The organism is Micromonospora xinjiangensis (assembly GCF_056150165.1).
The window spans coordinates 83,276-98,640 of sequence record NZ_JAXCFO010000011.1 but is presented as its reverse complement, the minus strand read 5'-3'; the positions used below and the strand labels follow the sequence as shown (position 1 = coordinate 98,640).

At 71.2% G+C, this 15,365-nt stretch carries 15 protein-coding genes; 13 read left to right on the top strand and 2 right to left on the bottom strand.

Annotated features, from left to right (window positions below):
* The first annotated feature begins 108 nt into the window (after positions 1-108).
* Together SM573_RS28185 and SM573_RS28180 are read left to right on the top strand one after the other, a co-directional pair.
* A complete protein-coding gene (locus SM573_RS28185) occupies positions 109-1,404 on the top strand; it encodes an aspartate aminotransferase family protein (RefSeq protein ID WP_474617426.1) in 1,296 nt (431 codons plus the stop codon).
* Positions 1,401-2,900, top strand: coding sequence for a CoA-acylating methylmalonate-semialdehyde dehydrogenase (locus SM573_RS28180; RefSeq protein ID WP_474617425.1), 1,500 nt, complete (start codon positions 1,401-1,403; stop codon positions 2,898-2,900). Before SM573_RS28185 ends, SM573_RS28180 begins: the two co-directional genes overlap by 4 nt.
* Here SM573_RS28180 and SM573_RS28175 read toward each other — a convergent pair.
* Positions 2,872-4,281 carry an acyltransferase family protein gene (locus tag SM573_RS28175; protein ID WP_474617424.1) on the bottom strand — a complete coding sequence of 470 codons (1,410 nt, stop codon included), beginning with the start codon at positions 4,279-4,281 and terminating at the stop codon, positions 2,872-2,874. The genes SM573_RS28180 and SM573_RS28175 overlap by 29 nt on opposite strands.
* 199 nt (positions 4,282-4,480) lie before the next feature.
* Here SM573_RS28175 and ngcE (SM573_RS28170) point away from each other — a divergent pair, with 199 nt between their 5' ends.
* The 6 genes from ngcE (SM573_RS28170) (at position 4,481) to SM573_RS28145 (ending at position 8,953) form a co-directional block, all read left to right on the top strand.
* Entirely contained in the window at positions 4,481-5,896 is a 1,416-nt protein-coding gene (ngcE, locus tag SM573_RS28170; RefSeq protein ID WP_474617423.1) for an N-acetylglucosamine/diacetylchitobiose ABC transporter substrate-binding protein, read from the top strand.
* A 67-nt stretch (positions 5,897-5,963) separates the two neighbouring features.
* Positions 5,964-6,872 (top strand): carbohydrate ABC transporter permease, encoded by a 909-nt coding sequence (locus SM573_RS28165; RefSeq protein ID WP_474614443.1) that lies wholly within the window; start codon positions 5,964-5,966, stop codon positions 6,870-6,872.
* Entirely contained in the window at positions 6,869-7,777 is a 909-nt protein-coding gene (locus SM573_RS28160) for a carbohydrate ABC transporter permease (protein ID WP_474617422.1), read from the top strand. Before SM573_RS28165 ends, SM573_RS28160 begins: the two co-directional genes overlap by 4 nt.
* 58 nt (positions 7,778-7,835) lie before the next feature.
* Positions 7,836-8,210, top strand: a complete 375-nt coding sequence (locus SM573_RS28155; RefSeq protein WP_474614441.1) for a VOC family protein — start codon at positions 7,836-7,838, stop codon at positions 8,208-8,210.
* A complete protein-coding gene (locus SM573_RS28150; protein WP_474614440.1) occupies positions 8,203-8,523 on the top strand; it encodes an ArsR/SmtB family transcription factor in 321 nt (106 codons plus the stop codon). Before SM573_RS28155 ends, SM573_RS28150 begins: the two co-directional genes overlap by 8 nt.
* Entirely contained in the window at positions 8,516-8,953 is a 438-nt protein-coding gene (locus SM573_RS28145; RefSeq protein ID WP_474614439.1) for an SRPBCC family protein, read from the top strand. The genes SM573_RS28150 and SM573_RS28145 overlap by 8 nt, the downstream gene beginning before the upstream one ends.
* A 151-nt stretch (positions 8,954-9,104) precedes the next feature.
* On the opposite strand, the gene SM573_RS28140 is transcribed toward SM573_RS28145, so the two are convergent.
* Positions 9,105-10,094, bottom strand: coding sequence for an N-acetylglucosamine kinase (locus SM573_RS28140; protein WP_474617421.1), 990 nt, complete (start codon positions 10,092-10,094; stop codon positions 9,105-9,107).
* Between the two features lie 191 nt (positions 10,095-10,285).
* On the opposite strand from SM573_RS28140, the gene SM573_RS28135 reads away from it, so the two are divergent.
* The 5 genes from SM573_RS28135 to SM573_RS28115 are packed head-to-tail and all read left to right on the top strand — an operon-like array spanning position 10,286 to position 15,346.
* The gene (locus tag SM573_RS28135; protein WP_474614437.1) at positions 10,286-11,248 is read left to right on the top strand and encodes a MurR/RpiR family transcriptional regulator; all 963 of its coding nucleotides are present in this window, start codon (positions 10,286-10,288) and stop codon (positions 11,246-11,248) included.
* Entirely contained in the window at positions 11,245-11,994 is a 750-nt protein-coding gene (locus tag SM573_RS28130; RefSeq protein WP_474614436.1) for a sugar isomerase domain-containing protein, read from the top strand. Before SM573_RS28135 ends, SM573_RS28130 begins: the two co-directional genes overlap by 4 nt.
* Positions 11,995-12,020: 26 nt before the next feature.
* A complete protein-coding gene (gene ngcE / locus SM573_RS28125) occupies positions 12,021-13,454 on the top strand; it encodes an N-acetylglucosamine/diacetylchitobiose ABC transporter substrate-binding protein (RefSeq protein WP_474614435.1) in 1,434 nt (477 codons plus the stop codon).
* A 33-nt stretch (positions 13,455-13,487) separates the two neighbouring features.
* Positions 13,488-14,399: a carbohydrate ABC transporter permease gene (locus tag SM573_RS28120; RefSeq protein WP_474614434.1), complete on the top strand. Its 912-nt coding sequence runs from the start codon at positions 13,488-13,490 to the stop codon at positions 14,397-14,399.
* A gap of 14 nt (positions 14,400-14,413) precedes the next feature.
* The gene (locus SM573_RS28115; protein WP_474614433.1) at positions 14,414-15,346 is read left to right on the top strand and encodes a carbohydrate ABC transporter permease; all 933 of its coding nucleotides are present in this window, start codon (positions 14,414-14,416) and stop codon (positions 15,344-15,346) included.
* The last annotated feature ends 19 nt before the right edge of the window (positions 15,347-15,365 follow it).

The window sequence follows — 15,365 nt, the reverse complement described above, 5'->3', positions numbered from 1 at the left end:
CTGTTGACGGTGTGTCAGGCCCGGCGGATGCTCGCGCTACACGCTGACACTTGTCCCCGTGCCACGGCGGTGAAAGCGTGCGGTAACCGCGAACCGAAGGGTGCGACGATGACCGATCTGTTGGCCCGGCACCGGGCCGTGCTCCCCTCCTGGATGCCGCTGTACTACGACGAACCGATCGAGCTGGTGTCCGGCTCGGGCCGCCGGGTGACCGACGCCCAGGGGCGCACCTATCTGGACTTCTTCGGCGGGGTGCTGACGACGATGCTCGGTTACGACATCCCGGAGGTCCGGGAGGCGGTCGAGCGGCAGCTGCGTACCGGGGTGGTGCACAGCTCCACGCTCTACCTGATCCGGCAGCAGGTCGAGTTGGCCGAGAAGATCGCCCGGCTCTCCGGCATCCCGGACGCGCGGGTCTTCTTCACCAACTCGGGCACCGAGGCGAACGAGGCGGCGCTGCTCGTCGCCACCAATTACCGCCGCTCGCACCAGATCCTCGCGGTGCGCAACAGCTACCACGGCCGGTCGTACGCGGCGATGGGCGTCACCGGCAACCGGGGCTGGTCGGCCAGCCCGCTCAACCCGCTGCGGGTGGCCTGGCTCCACTCGGGTGAGCGGTTGCGCGGTCTGCTCGCCCGGCTCGACGCCGACGAGCAGGTCGACGCGGCCGTGGAAGACCTGCGGGAGGTGCTCGCCACCCAGACCTCCGGGGACGTGGCCGCGCTGATCGCCGAACCCATCCAGGGCGTCGGCGGCTTCGTGCACCCGCCGGACGGGCTCTTCGGCGCGTGGAAGAAGGTCCTCGACGAGACCGGGATCCTCTTCATCGCCGACGAGGTGCAGACCGGGTGGGGGCGCACCGGCGAGCACTTCTGGGGCTACCAGGCGCACGGCGTCACGCCCGACCTGCTCACGTTCGCCAAGGGCATCGGCAACGGCTTCGCCCTGGCCGGTGTGGTCGGCCGGGCGGAGGTGCTGGAGTCGGTGCCGGCCATCAGCTTCTCCACCTTCGGCGGCAACCCGGTCTCGACCGCCGCCGGCAACGCCGTGCTCGACTACCTGCTGGACCACGACCTCCAGGCCAACGCGGCCCGCACCGGCGCGATCCTCGCCGACGGCCTGCGCGCCGCCGTAGCCGGTGTCGACTGCGTCGCCGAGGTACGCGGCAAGGGGCTGATGCTCGCCGTCGAGTTCGTCCATCCGGGCAGCACCGAGCCGGATCCGGCCCGCGCGGTGCGGGCCTTCGAGGCGTGCAGGGCCGGCGGGCTGCTCGTCGGCAAGGGAGGGTTGCACGGCAACGTGCTGCGGATGGGCCCGCCGCTGACCCTCACCGAGGAGGAGGCCCGGGAGGGCCTGGCCATCCTGGTGGACGCGATCCGCGACGCGGCGGAGGTGGCGGCGTGAACGAGCCGACGACCATCCCGCACTTCGTGGAGGGCAAGCGGTTCCTCGGCGCGTCCGAGCGACGCGGCGACGTGTTCGACCCGGCCACCGGACGGCGTACCGGCGCGGTGGCGCTGGCCTCGGCCGCGGACGTGGCGGTGGCGGTGGAGGCCGCCGTCCGCGCGGCCCGGGCCTGGCGGGACGCGTCGCTGGCGCGACGCAGCGCCGTGCTCTTCGCGTTCCGCGAGCTGGTGCACGCGCGGCGGGACCGGCTCGCCGAGGTGATCACCGCCGAGCACGGCAAGGTGCTCGGCGACGCGGCGGGGGAGGTGCAGCGCGGGCTCGAGGTGATCGAGTACGCCTGCGGCATCCCGTCGGCGCTGCGCGGGGCGTTCAGCGAGAACGTCTCGACGGAGGTGGACTCGTACACCCTGCGCCAGCCGCTCGGGGTGGTCGCGGTGATCTCACCGTTCAACTTCCCGGTGATGGTGCCGCTGTGGTTCGTGCCGGTGGCGGTGGCGTGCGGCAACGCGGTGGTGCTGAAGCCGAGCGAGAAGGACCCGAGCGCGGCGCTGCTGCTCGCCGAGTGGTTCGCCGAGGCCGGCCTGCCCGACGGCGTCCTCAACGTCGTCAACGGCGACAAGGAGGCGGTCGACGCGCTGCTGGACCACCCCGAGGTGCGGGCCGTGTCGTTCGTCGGCTCGACCCCGATCGCCCGGTACGTCTACCAGCGCGGCACCACCGCGGGGAAGCGGGTGCAGGCGCTGGGCGGGGCGAAGAACCACATGGTCGTGCTCCCGGACGCCGACCTCGACCTCGCCGCGGACGCCGCGGTGAACGCGGGCTTCGGCTCGGCGGGGGAGCGGTGCATGGCGATCTCCGCGCTGGTCGCGGTCGAGCCGGTCGGCGACGCGCTGGTGGCGAAGATCGTCGAGCGGATGGCCGGGCTGCGTACCGGCGACGGGCGGCGCGGCTGCGACATGGGTCCGCTGGTCACCGCCGCGCACGCGGCCCGGGTGCGCTCCTACGTGGAGGCGGGGGTCGCCGCCGGCGCGGTGCCGGTGGTGGACGGTCGTGACGTCGAGCCGGACGGCGACCCGGGCGGGTTCTGGCTCGGTCCGACGCTGTTCGACCGGGTCGACCCCGACATGTCGATCTACACCGACGAGATCTTCGGGCCGGTGCTGAGCGTGCTCCGCGTCGGCTCGTACGACGAGGCGCTGGAGCTGGTGAACGCCAACCCGTACGGCAACGGCACGGCGATCTTCACCAACGACGGCGGCGCGGCCCGCCGCTACCAGCACGAGGTCGAGGTCGGCATGGTGGGGATCAACGTGCCGATCCCGGTGCCGATGGCGTACCACTCGTTCGGCGGCTGGAAGTCCTCCCTCTTCGGGGACCTGCACGCGCACGGCGAGGACGGGGTGCGGTTCTTCACCCGGGGCAAGGTGGTGACGAGCCGCTGGCTGGACCCCCGGCACGGCGGGGTCAACCTCGGCTTCCCCACCCAGACCTGAGCAGCCGCAGCGCGCCGGCCCCGGCCCCGTACGCCAGCAGGGTCGGGACCGGCACGCCCAGCGGCTCCGCCGCCTCCCGTGGCGCCTGGCTGTTGAGCACCAGGCCGGCGATCACCGCGAGGAAACCGGCCACGGTGACGACCGGGCGGAGGCTCCACTCCGGACGGCCGCGTCCGTGGCCCGGCCGATGGCGGCCGGGGCGGCGGGTGCCGGCCTCGATCGGCCCGAACATGGCCACCAGACCGGCCAGTACGACGGTGAGCGCCAGCAGCCACGGCAACCGACCGATCAGCCACGCGGCCGAGCCCGGCGGCGCGGTCGGCAGCAGGCCCGCCGCATCCAGCGCGCCGACCAGCAGGATCGCCGCGGTGAGATGCCACAGGAAGACGGTGAGCACGACCGCGTTGAGACCGATCACCATCCGCCACGGGCGGTCCCGGTGCAGCCAGCGGTCGGCTCGGTCGCGGAGCAGCAGGATCAGCCCGAGTTGGGCCGCGGTGAGGGTGAGCAGCGCGAGGCTCGGCGGTGCGGCGTTGTCCAGCCGCTCGCCGGGCACGTTGAGCATGGCGAGCGGGTACGGGCCGGCGGTGAGCAGGGCCGTGGCGGCCAGGCCGCCGAGCAGCGTCGCCCAGCCGGCCCGGCGGGACAGCGGCAGCCGGTGCCAGCCGCTCGCCCGTCGGGCCCCCTGGCCACCTTCGGGACCGCCCCCGGCGTCGTGTGCGGCCGGCGCGCGCGTCTGTTGCCAGGCGATGCCGAGCTGGTGCACAGCCAGCCAGCCGAAGAGGTAGTTGGGCAGCGCCAGCTCGGCCGGGCCCAGCGCCCGGCCGGCGTCACCGGCGGCGACCAGCGCTGCCAGCAGCAGCGGCACGACGAGCCCGATCCGCCGGTGCAGGGCCAGCATGAGCGGGGTCAGCGGCAGGACCAGCAGGTAGGCGGCGAGGAACCACAGGGGGACGGTGGCGAACCAGACCACGGTGCGGATCCGAGGGTCCGCCACGCCGGCCAGCCGGGCCACCAGCGCGGCGCCGACGAGCACCAGCAGCAGGGCCGTTGTGGGACGCAGCAGCCGGGCGGCGCGGCCGAGCAGCCACTCCGTTGCCCGGCCGTCGCGGGCGTGGTGGGCGGTCAGGGAGGCGGCGTTGGCGTAGCCTCCGACCAGGAAGAAGACCGGCATCACCTGCGCCGGCCAGGTGAGCGGGTGCGCCCAGGGCAGATCGGGTAGGGCCGAGCGGGCGACGGGTCGACCCAGGCTGTCCTCGCCCACGGCGGCGATGCTCCAGTGGCCCAGGACGACCACGACGATCGCGAGTGCGCGGAGCAGGTCGACGTAGCGCTCCCGACCAGCCGGTGTGGCCGCGGCGAGGTGGGCCAGACGGCGCATGGACCGAGGGTATGCGACCGCACCGGACGACGGCGGATAACGGTTCGGTTCCCAGGTCTTGCAGTCGACGCGCGCCTGCCGTAGAAATTCTTCAGCAACAATCTGTGAACTGAAGACAATCAACAGTCCCCCTGCGCCTCGTACGGCGGCCGCCACCCCCACTCATCGACGGTCGCCCGGCCCGAACCGAGGAGAGAGCATGAACAGGCGTGACATCCTGCGGCGGACCGCCGCCGCCGGCCTGCTGGCCACCCCGGCCGCCGGTCTGCTCGCCGGCTGTGCCACCGGTGGCGGTGGCGACGACAGCGACGCGGGAGCGTACAAGGGCACGAAGAGTGAGCAGAACCCGCTCGGGGTCAAGGAGGACGCGCCGCTCGAGGTCGTGATCTTCAATGGCGGCTTCGGCGAGGAGTACGCCAAGGCCCACGAGACCATGTACAAGGAGAAGTACCCGAAGGCGGAGATCAAGCACTCGGCGACCCAGGAGATCAACAAGACGCTCCAGCCGCGCTTCGTCGACGGCACCCCGCCGGACGTGGTCAACAACTCCGGCGCCGGGCAGATCGACTTCAACGGCCTGGTCTCCCAGAACGCCATCGCCGACCTCGGCGACCTGCTCGACGCGCCGAGCCTCGACATCCCCGGCAAGACCGTCCGGGACACGCTGCTGCCCGGCGCGGTCGAGGTCGGCTCGTACGACGGCAAGTTCCTCGTGCTGAACTACACCTACACCGCCTACGGCATCTGGCACTCCACCAAGCTCTTCGCCGACCGGGGCTGGCAGTACGCCAAGACCTGGGACGAGCACATCGCGCTCTGCAAGCAGATCAAGGCCGCGGGCATCGCCCCCTGGACGTACGCCGGCAAGCACCCCCGCTACATGAGCTGGCCGGTGATCGCCACCGCCATCAAGTTCGGGGGCCCCTCGGTCGCCACCGCCATCGACAACCTCGAGCCGAACGCCTGGAAGTCCGACGCCATGAAGGCGGCGGCCGACGCCTGGCACCAGATCGTCAAGGACAAGTACATCCTGGACGGTTCGCCCGGCCTCGACCACGTGCAGTCGCAGACGGCGTGGTGCCAGGGCAAGGCGGCCTTCATCTCCTGCGGCTCCTGGTTGGAGAGCGAGCAGAAGAAGGTGACGCCCGAGGGCTTCAACATGACGATCCAGCCGACGCCGAGTCTCGGTAGCGGTGACAAGCTCCCGTTCGAGGCGATCCGCGGCACCGCCGGCGAGCCGTTCATGGTGCCGGCCAAGGCGAAGAACCTCGCCGGTGGCCTGGAGTACTTCCGGGTCATGCTCTCCAAGAAGGGCGCGCAGGACTTCACGCGGAAGGTCTCCAGCCTCACCGTCGTGGCCGGCTCCACCGAGGGCGTCGAGCTGCCGTACGGGCTCAACACCGTGGTCAAGGCGCTCGACTCCTCCGGCAGCAACGGCTTCAACTGGGTTTACAACAACTACTACCGGAAGCTGGAGCGGGAACTCGTCGACGCGGCGTGCGGCGAGTTCTTCAGCGGGCGCATCGGGCCGGCCGAGTTCCTCGAGCAGTGCCAGAAGGGTGCCGACTCGATCGCCCAGGACAGCTCGATCAAGAAGTACAAGCGGGCCGCGTGACGCCCGGCCGGTGGGGACGGTTTTGTCCGTCCCCGCCGGTCACCGCATCCGGGAGTAGGTCGTTCTCGTGAGACATGGCAAGTACCCGCTGATCATCACGTTCCTCGTGCCGCCGGTGCTGCTCTACGTCGTCTTCGTCGTGTCGCCGTACCTTCAGGCGTTCCAGATCTCGACGACGGACTGGCTCGGCTACTCGGCCGAGGCCGATCCCGTGGGGCTGGCGAACTTCGAGACGCTGCTGCACGACGGGCGGGTGTGGAACGCGCTCAAGAACAACGCCCTGCTGCTCGCCGTGGTGCCCGTGGTCACCATCGGCCTCGGGCTCTTCTTCGCCACCATGCTCAGTATGGGCGGCCGCAAGGGCCGGGCCGGGGTCACCGGCGTACGGGGCACCGCCGTCTACCGGATGGTCTACTTCTTCCCGCAGGTGCTCTCGGTGATCATCATCGCCCTGCTGTGGCGGGAGGTCTACCACCCCAACAGCGGGCTGCTCAACGGCGCCCTGCGCGCCGTCGGCCTGCCGGCGCCGACCTGGCTGGGTGATCCTCGTACGGCCTTCTGGTGCGTGCTGGCGGTGATGGTCTGGAGCAACGTCGGCTTCTACGTGGTGCTCTTCGGCGCGGCCATGTCGGCGATCCCCCGCGACATCTACGAGGCCGTGATGCTCGACGGCGCGTCGCGGTGGACGACGCTGCGGCGGGTCACCATCCCGCTGCTGTGGGACACCGTGCAGGTGGCCTGGATCTACCTGGCCATCGCGGCGCTGGACGGCTTCATTCTCATCCAGCAGATGACCAACGGCGGGCCCAACTTCTCCTCCGACGTGATCGGTCTGCGGATGTACGAGACCGCGTTCGGCAGCGAGAGCAAGTTCGGCTACGCCTCGGCCATCGGCGTGGTGCTGTTCTTCCTGACCCTGTCGGTGGCGGTGCTGGCACTGCGCGCCGCGCGGCGTGATCGGATCGAGTACTCGTGACCATTCTCGACAAGCCGGCGTCGGAGGGCGCCGCCACGGGCGACCGGCCGGCGCCGCGGGAGCGGAAGCTACGCCGCGAGGTCGGCGTCGCCAACGTCTTCTCGCACGGGTTCCTGCTGGTCTGGGGCGCGCTGACCGTGCTGCCGCTGCTGTGGATGTTCCTCAGCTCCTTCAAGAGCGACGCCGAGGTGCTGTCGGATCCGTGGGGGCTGCCCGGCGCGCTGCGCCTCGAGAACTGGGCCCGGGCCTGGACCGAGGCGCACATCGGCCGGTACTTCCTGAACAGCGCCATCGTGGTGGCCGGCTCGCTCACGCTGACGATGCTCTTCGGCGCCGCGGCGGCGTACGTCTTCGCCCGCTACGAGTTCCGTGGCCGGCAGTTCCTCTACTACCTGTTCGTCGGCGGGATGATGTTCCCCTTCTTCCTGGCCCTCGTGCCGCTGTTCTTCGTGGTGCGCAACGCCGGTCTCCTCGGCACCTGGCCGGGCCTGATCCTGGTCTACGCCGCCTACTCGCTGCCGTTCACGGTGTTCTTCCTGACGGCGTTCTTCCGGACCCTGCCGCAGACGGTCGCCGAGGCGGCGCTGATGGACGGATGCGGCCACTTCCGGCTCTTCTTCCAGGTGATGCTGCCGATGGCGCGACCGGGACTGATCAGTGTCGCGATCTTCAACTTCCTGAGCCAGTGGAACCAGTTCATCCTGCCGCAGGTGCTGATGCAGGGCGACGAGTCGAGGTGGGTGCTGGCGCAGGGCCTTGCCGCGCTGGCCGTGAGCCAGGGCTACGAGGGCGACTACAGCGGACTGTTCGCCGGCCTCACCATCGCCACGCTGCCGGTGCTCGTGGTGTACGTGATCTTCCAGCGTCAGGTGCAGTCCGGCCTGACGGCGGGCCAGCTCAAGTGAGGTGCGTCCCGGCTCGCCGGGTTGACCGGTAGGAAATCTCCTACCTATTGTGGTCGGCATGACGGTGACCCATGTGCAGCTCGTGTCCGTGCCCGTGCGCGACCAGACCCGGGCGCGCGACTTCTACGTCGACGTCCTCGGCTTCGACCTCGTCTTCGACAACCCGATGGGCCCCGGCGGCCGGTGGGTGCAGGTGGCGCCGAAGGGCGCCGCCACCGCGCTGACCCTGGTCACCTGGTTCCCCACCATGCCGCCCGGCTCGCTGAAGGGCCTCGTGCTGGAGACCGACGACCTCGACGCGGACGTGGCGCGGCTGCGCGAGCGGGGCGTCGGATTCGCCGACGGCGGTATCCAGGACGCCCCCTGGGGGCGCTACGCCACCTTCGACGACCCGGACGGCAACGGCATCGTCCTCCAGTCCACCCGTGTCTGAGCCGGACGTCTTCGGGGCGCTGGCCAACCCCACCCGCCGGGAGGTGCTGCGCCTGCTGCTGGAGCAGGGGGAGCAGCCCGTGCAGCGGCTCGCCGACCACTTCGACATGCGCCGGCCGAGCCTCTCCGAGCACCTGCGGGTGCTCAAGGACGCCGGTCTGGTGGTCGAGCGCCCGGCCGGCCGGCAGCGGCTCTACTCGATCCGTCCCGAGCCGCTGCGGCAGGTCGCCGACTGGCTCAGCCCGTACGAGCGGTTCTGGCGTGGCCGCCTCGCCGAGCTGCGCGACGTGCTGGAGGACCTGCCCGATGAGTGACCCGACCACCGTGGCCGTGGACCAGTACCTCCCCCAGCCGCCGGCCAAGGTCTGGCGGGCGCTGACCGATTCTGATCTGCTGGCCCGCTGGCTCATGCCGAACGACTTCGTCCCGGTGGTCGGCCACCGGTTCACCTTCCGCACCGACCCGCGCCCCGGGCAGGACTTCGACGGGACGGTGCACTGCGAGGTGCTCGACCTCGACCCGCCGCGCCTGCTGCGGTGGAGCTGGCGGGGCGGGCGGCTGGACACGGTGGTGACCTGGCGGCTGGTCGCCGAGGGGAGGGGCACCCGCCTGTTCCTGGAGCACGCCGGCTTCGACCCGGACGACCCGGTGCAGGCACGCACCCGCGACCTGCTCGGCGGGGGCTGGCGCTCCCACGTGCTCTCCCGCCTGGCTGAAACCCTCACCTCCCCACCCCCGCCGTAACCCAACCCAGCCCCGCCGGTGATCAACAGGTTCGCGTCACGTGCGGGCACCAGATCGACGCGAAGCCCTTGGTCGCGGCGGGGTCGGGCTCGCGGTCGCCGCTTCGGTCGGCGCGAGCGGGTGAGGGGAGGGAGCGGGGGTGGACGGTTGGTCAGGTCGGGGGGTTGAGCAGTCGGGTGTGCAGGGCCACCGGGTCGTCCACCTCGGGCAGCTCCAGGGCGGCGAGCCAGGCGGCGGCGGCCGCACCGTCTCCGGCGGAGCACAGGATCGCGTCCGGCCAGCGCCGGGACGCCTCCGCGCGCACCGCGGCGGCGAGCGGGGTGTCCCCGGTCAGCAGCCCGCCGCCGAGCACGAGCGGGGTGACCGTCCCCGGCGGCCGGATCCGGCTCGCGCTCGCCACCAGGTGACCCGCGGCCTCGGCGACCAGCGCGACGCCCACGGGCTCCCCGGCCACGGCGGCGGCCACCACGTGTGGGGCGAGCGCGGCCAGCTCGACCGGGGGGCGCCGGGTGACCGCCTGGACCAGCGTGTCGACGGTGTCCCGGGGGTGGGCCGCCACCTCGGCGCTGCCGAGCAGGTCGGTGAGCAACCGGCGGCCCAGGGCGTCCGGCGCCCGGCCGGAGTCGAGGTCGGCGAGCAGCCGGCGGACGGCCTCCCGGCCCAGCCAGAAGCCGGAGCCGGCGTCGCCGAGCAGCCAGCCGTGCCCGTCGGCGACGCGGCCGAGCCGCAGGTCGCGTACCTCGGCGGCGATGGCGCCCGTGCCGGCGATGAGCACGGTGCCGTCCGGCTGGGCGGTGCCGGAGGCGTACGCGACGAGGGCGTCCCCGTGCACGGTGTACGGGCAGCGCAGGCCGGCGTCGCGCCAGGCCCGGTCGAACGCCGCCCGCCCGGCCGGGTCGGCGAGCAGCCGGCCGGCCCCGGCCAGCCCGATCGTGCCGGCGCGCACCCGGGCCGGGTCGACGCCGGCGAGCGCACCGCGCAGGGCGGTCAGCAGCTCGTGGGCGGCCCGTTCGGCGCCGTGGCTCGTCGGGTTGCCGCCGCCGGCCCGGCCCGTGCCGAGTCGTTCACCGTCCAGGGTCAGGGCGGTCGCCCGGGTGGACGTGCCACCGACGTCGAGGCCCACCACGACGGTGCCGGACATGCGCGAGCCCTCCTTGATCGACGTCGCATTCATGCTGGTCGTCCCGGCGATGCCGGGCAAGGGTAGCGGCCGGTCGGCGGGTGTGCCCCAGGTAACAGTTTGAAAACTTCGCCCATCCCCGTTGACACAGGGGCCCCTTCAGTAAGAACTTTTACCACTAACAGTTAACAGTCTTTTCGGAAAGGCGTCCCATGGTTGATCACGAGGTGGACACCTCCGCGGGGACCGCGGTGGTCGACGCCGACGGGTTCGACCGTAGGGGCGCCCTCGGCGCCGCCTCCACCGGCGTGCTCGCCCGGGTCCGCAGCGGCCTCGACGAGCTCACCGGGGCGCTGCGCCGGGTCGCCGAACACGTGCTGAGCGACCCCGAGGCCGCCGCCCGGTCCACGATCGTCGAGCTGGCCGAGCGGAGCGGCACCTCACCCGCCACCGTGACCCGATTCTGCCGCGCCATGGGGTTCGAGGGCTACGCCGATCTCCGGCTCGGCATCGCCGCGGAGACCGGGCGGGCCCGGTCGGCTGGCTGGACCGTCGACATCGGACGCGAGATCCAGCCGAGCGACCCGCTCACCCGGGTGCTCGACCAGATCATCGCCGCCGACACCCGGGCCATGCACGACACCGCCGCGCTGCTCGACCTCGCCGAGGTGGAGCGGGCCGCGGTGGCGATCGCCGGGGCGTCCCGGGTGAACATCTTCGGCGCCAGCGGCAGCGCGCTGGTCGGTGAGGAGATGCAGTTCAGCCTGCACCGCATCGGCGTCGCCGCCTGGGCGTGGAACGACGTGCACGAGGGCCTGGCCAGCGCCGCGCTGCTGCGCCCCGGCGACGTGGCGCTCGGCATCTCCCACACCGGCCAGACCCGGGAGACCATCGAGACGCTCGCCGAGGCGGGCAGCCGGGGCGCCACCACCGTGGCCCTGACCGGCTTCCCCCGGTCACCGCTGGCCGAGCTGGCCGACATCGTGCTGGTCACCGCCAGCCAGGCGACCACGTTCCGGCCGGACGCGCTCAGCGCCCGCCACCCGCAGCTGGTCGTGCTCGACCTGCTCTACATCGCCGTGGCGCAGCGGACCCACGACCGCGCCCACGCGGCGTTCCGCCGTACCGCCCAGGCCGTCGACGGGCACAAGGCCGCGAGGGGAGCCGTCTCATGATCAGTGCCCAGCGGTACGCGGAGGCCGTCCGGCCGGTGCTCGACCAGCTGGTCGACACCCAGGCGGACGCGCTCGACCGGGCGGCCGACCTGGTCGCCGCGAGCCTGCGCGCCGGCGGGGTGCTCCAGACGTTCGGCGCCGGGCACTCCGAGGCGTTCGCCGCCGAGCTGGTCGCCCGGGCCGGCGGGCTGGTCCCGACCAACCGGCTCTCGGTCCGCGACCTGGTGCTGCACGGCGACGCGCCGCGCGACGTGCTCGCCGACCCGAAGCTGGAACGCGACCCCTCCATCGCCCACCAGATCTACGCGCTCGCGGCACCCCAGCCGCGGGACGTGTTCGTGGTGGCGTCCCAGTCCGGCATCAACGGCTCGGTCGTCGAGCTGGCGGCGCTGGTCACCGGGCGCGGTCACCCGTTGATCGCGGTCACCTCGGTCGAGCACACGGCGCGGGTCGCCCCTCGGCACCCGTCCGGCCAGCGGCTCGCCGACCTCGCCGACGTCGTGCTGGACAACGGCGCGCCGTACGGCGACGCACTGCTGCCGCTCGAGGGCGGCGGCGCGGTCTGTGCGGTCTCCTCGGTCACCACCGCGCTGCTGGCGCAGCTGCTGACCGCGGAGGTCGTACGACGGTTCCACCAGGCCGGGGAGGTACCCCCTATCTACCTCTCCGCCAACGTCCCCGGCGGGGACGCGCACAACCTCGCCCTCGAGACGCGGTACGCCGGGCGCCTCCGGCGCACCGCGTGACTCGAATCCGACAAGGAGAGACGACGATGTCCGTTACCCCCGAGAACCCGGCCGAGCTGAGCCGCCGGACCGTGCTGCGCCGGGCCGCCGCGGCGGGCCTGCTGGCGACCCCCGCCGCCGGACTGCTGAGCGCCTGCGTGGCCGGCGGAGACGACGAGCCGACCGAGCAGGCGGCCGGCGAGAAGTCCGCCGACAACCCGCTGGGCGTCAAGGACGACGCGGCGCTGGAGGTGGTCATCTTCAACGGTGGCCTCGGCACCAAGTACGCCACCGACGTGCACATCCCGTCGTACAAGAAGAAGTTCCCGAAGGCGGAGGTGAAGTTCTCCCAGACGGAGGAGGTCGCCACCGTCCTGCAGCCGCGGTTCACCAGCAACACCCCGCCGGACATGGTCAACAACGCCGGCTCGAAGCTGATGGACCAGGGCGCGCTGGTGCAGGCCGGCCAGGTGCAGGACCTCACCGAGCTGTTCGACGCCCCGTCGCTGGACGACGCGAACACGAAGGTCAAGGACACCCTCATCCCCGGCACGGTGGAGCAGGGCACGTTCAACGGCAAGCCGTACGTGTTGAACTACGCCTTCACCGTCTTCGGTCTCTGGTACGACTCGGCGCTGTTCGAGAAGAACGGTTGGGCCGTGCCGAAGACGTGGGCCGAGTTCACCGCGGTCTGCGACAAGATCAAGGCGGCCGGCATCACCCCCTACTCGTACGCCGGGGCGAACGCCGCGTACTACCAGTACCTGGTCATCCTGACCAGCGCCGCCAAGATCGGTGGCCCGGACGTGCTGAAGAACATCGACAACCTGGAGGACGGCGCCTGGCAGGCGGAGCCGGTCAAGCAGGCGGCGGCGGCCTGGGCCGAGATCGGCGCCAAGTACGGCAACAAGGCGCACCTGGGCCTCAAGCACACCGAGGTCCAGCTCCAGCAGAACCAGGGCAAGGTGGCGTTCTACCCGAGCGGCTCCTGGCTGGAGAACGAGCAGGCGAAGGACACCCCGCCCGGCTTCAAGTACGCCGTCATGCCGACGCCGAGCGTGACCGCGTCCGACAAGCTGCCGCAGACCGCCATCTACGCGGCGGCCGGCGAGATGTACTTCGTCGCCTCGAAGGGCAAGAACCCGCGCGGCGGCATGGAGTACCTGCGGCACATGCTCTCGAAGGAGGGCGCCAAGGGCTTCACCGAGCTGACCAAGGTGCTTACCGTGGTCAAGGGCGCGGTCGACGGCCTGGAGATCTCGCCCGGTCTCACCAGCGGCAACAAGATGCTCTCGGCGGCGGGCAGCGACTACTTCGCCTACCGCTTCGACACCTGGTACAAGAAGCTCGACGACGAGGCCCGCGCCGCCACCAACGAGCTGATGTTCAACGGTGGCACCGCCGACAAGTTCTGCGAGCGGATGCAGAAGGCCGCCGACGCGGTGAAGAAGGACTCCTCGATCGAGAAGTTCAAGCGCTGAGTCGCCGGTAGGAAACGAGCGGAGACGACAACCATGCGGCACGGCAGGTACCCGTTCATCGTCGGCTTCCTGGCGATCCCGGTCGCGATCTACGTGACCTTCGTCATCGGGCCGTACGCCCAGGCGTTCTATCTCGCCACCACCAACTGGCGGGGGGTGAGTGCCAACCCGAAGTTCATCGGTCTGGAGAACTTCGAGCGGCTGCTGTCCGACGACATCTTCTGGAAGGCCGTCCGACACCACGGTCTCCTGCTGCTGGCCATGCCGCTGCTCACCATCGCCATCGCGCTCTTCTTCGCCTTCATGCTCAATGTGGGCGGAGGGAGCCGCGGTGGCGTCATGACCGGGGTCTGGGGGTCGAAGTTCTACCGGGTGGTGTTCTTCTTCCCCCAGGTCCTGGCCGTGGTCATCGTCGGCGTGATCTTCAGCCGGGTGTACGCCCCGGACGACAGCGGTCTGCTCAACGGGGCGCTGGGTCTGTTCGGAGTGGACCCGGTGCTGTTCATGGCCAACCCGAAGATCGCGCTGTGGTCGATCATCGGCGTGCTCGTCTGGCAGGCGGTCGGCTTCTACGTGGTGCTCTTCTCCGCCGGCATGGCGTCGGTCCCGAAGGACATCTACGAGGCGGCGACCATCGACGGCGCCGGGCGGGCGGCCATGTTCTTCAAGGTGACCCTGCCGCTGCTCTGGGACACCCTCCAGGTGGCCTGGGTCTACCTCGGTATCGCGGCCTTCGACGCGTTCGCGATCGTGCAGGTGCTCTCCATCGACCAGGGTGGCCCGGACGGCGCCACCACCGTCCTCGGTATGGAGATCTACCGCAACGCGTTCAGCTACTCCCAGTTCGGCTACGCCTCGGCGATGGGCGTGGCGCTGTTCTTCCTGACGATCACGTTCGCGGCGCTCACCCTGCGCGTCAGCCGGCGTGACACGATCGAACTGTAAGGCGGGGTCCGAAGATGACCACAGAAATCGCACCGAGCGCACCGGTCGCCCCGGCCGGCACCGGAAAGGCCGGCACCGGCAGGGCCGGGTCGCCCCTCGGGCGGCGGCGGGAGGTCGGTCTGCTCAGCGGTCTCGGGCACATCGCCCTGGCGGTCTGGGCGCTCCTGGTGATCGCGCCGCTGCTCTGGACCATCCTCGCCTCGTTCAAGAGCAACACCGAGATCTTCCTCGGCAGCCCGTTCGCCCTGCCGGACGAGTTCAGCTTCGGCAGCTACGCGCGGGCGTGGAGCGAGGCAAACGTCGGGCGCTACTTCCTCAACAGCGTCTTCGTGGTGTCGCTGAGCACCGCCGGCACCATGCTCTTCGGCGCGATGGCGGCGTACGTGCTGGCGCGGTACCCCTTCCCCGGCAACCGGGTGGTCTACTACCTGTTCGTCTCGGGGCTGGCGTTCCCGGTCTTCCTCGCCCTGGTGCCGCTCTTCCTTATCGTCAACAACCTGGGGCTGCTCAACACGTACACCGGGTTGATCCTGGTCTACATCGCGTACTCGCTGCCGTTCACCGTGTTCTTCCTCGCCGCCTTCTTCAAGACGCTGCCGCACTCGGTGGCCGAGGCCGCGATGATCGACGGCGCCTCGCACACCCGGCTGTTCTTCCAGATCATGGTGCCGATGGCCCGCCCCGGCCTGGTGAGCATCGCGATCTTCAACATCATCGGCCAGTGGAACCAGTACCTGCTGCCGGTGGCCCTCATGCAGGGGCAGGGGGCGGAGAACAAGTGGGTGCTCACCCAGGGCATCGCGAGCATCTCCACCTCGGCCGGCTACGAGGCGGACTGGGCGGCGCTCTTCGCCGCGCTGACGCTCTCCATCCTGCCGATGATCATCGTGTACGCGATCTTCCAGCGGCAGATCCAGTCCGGCCTCACCTCCGGCGCGGTGAAGTAGCCGCCCCCGGGCGCACGCG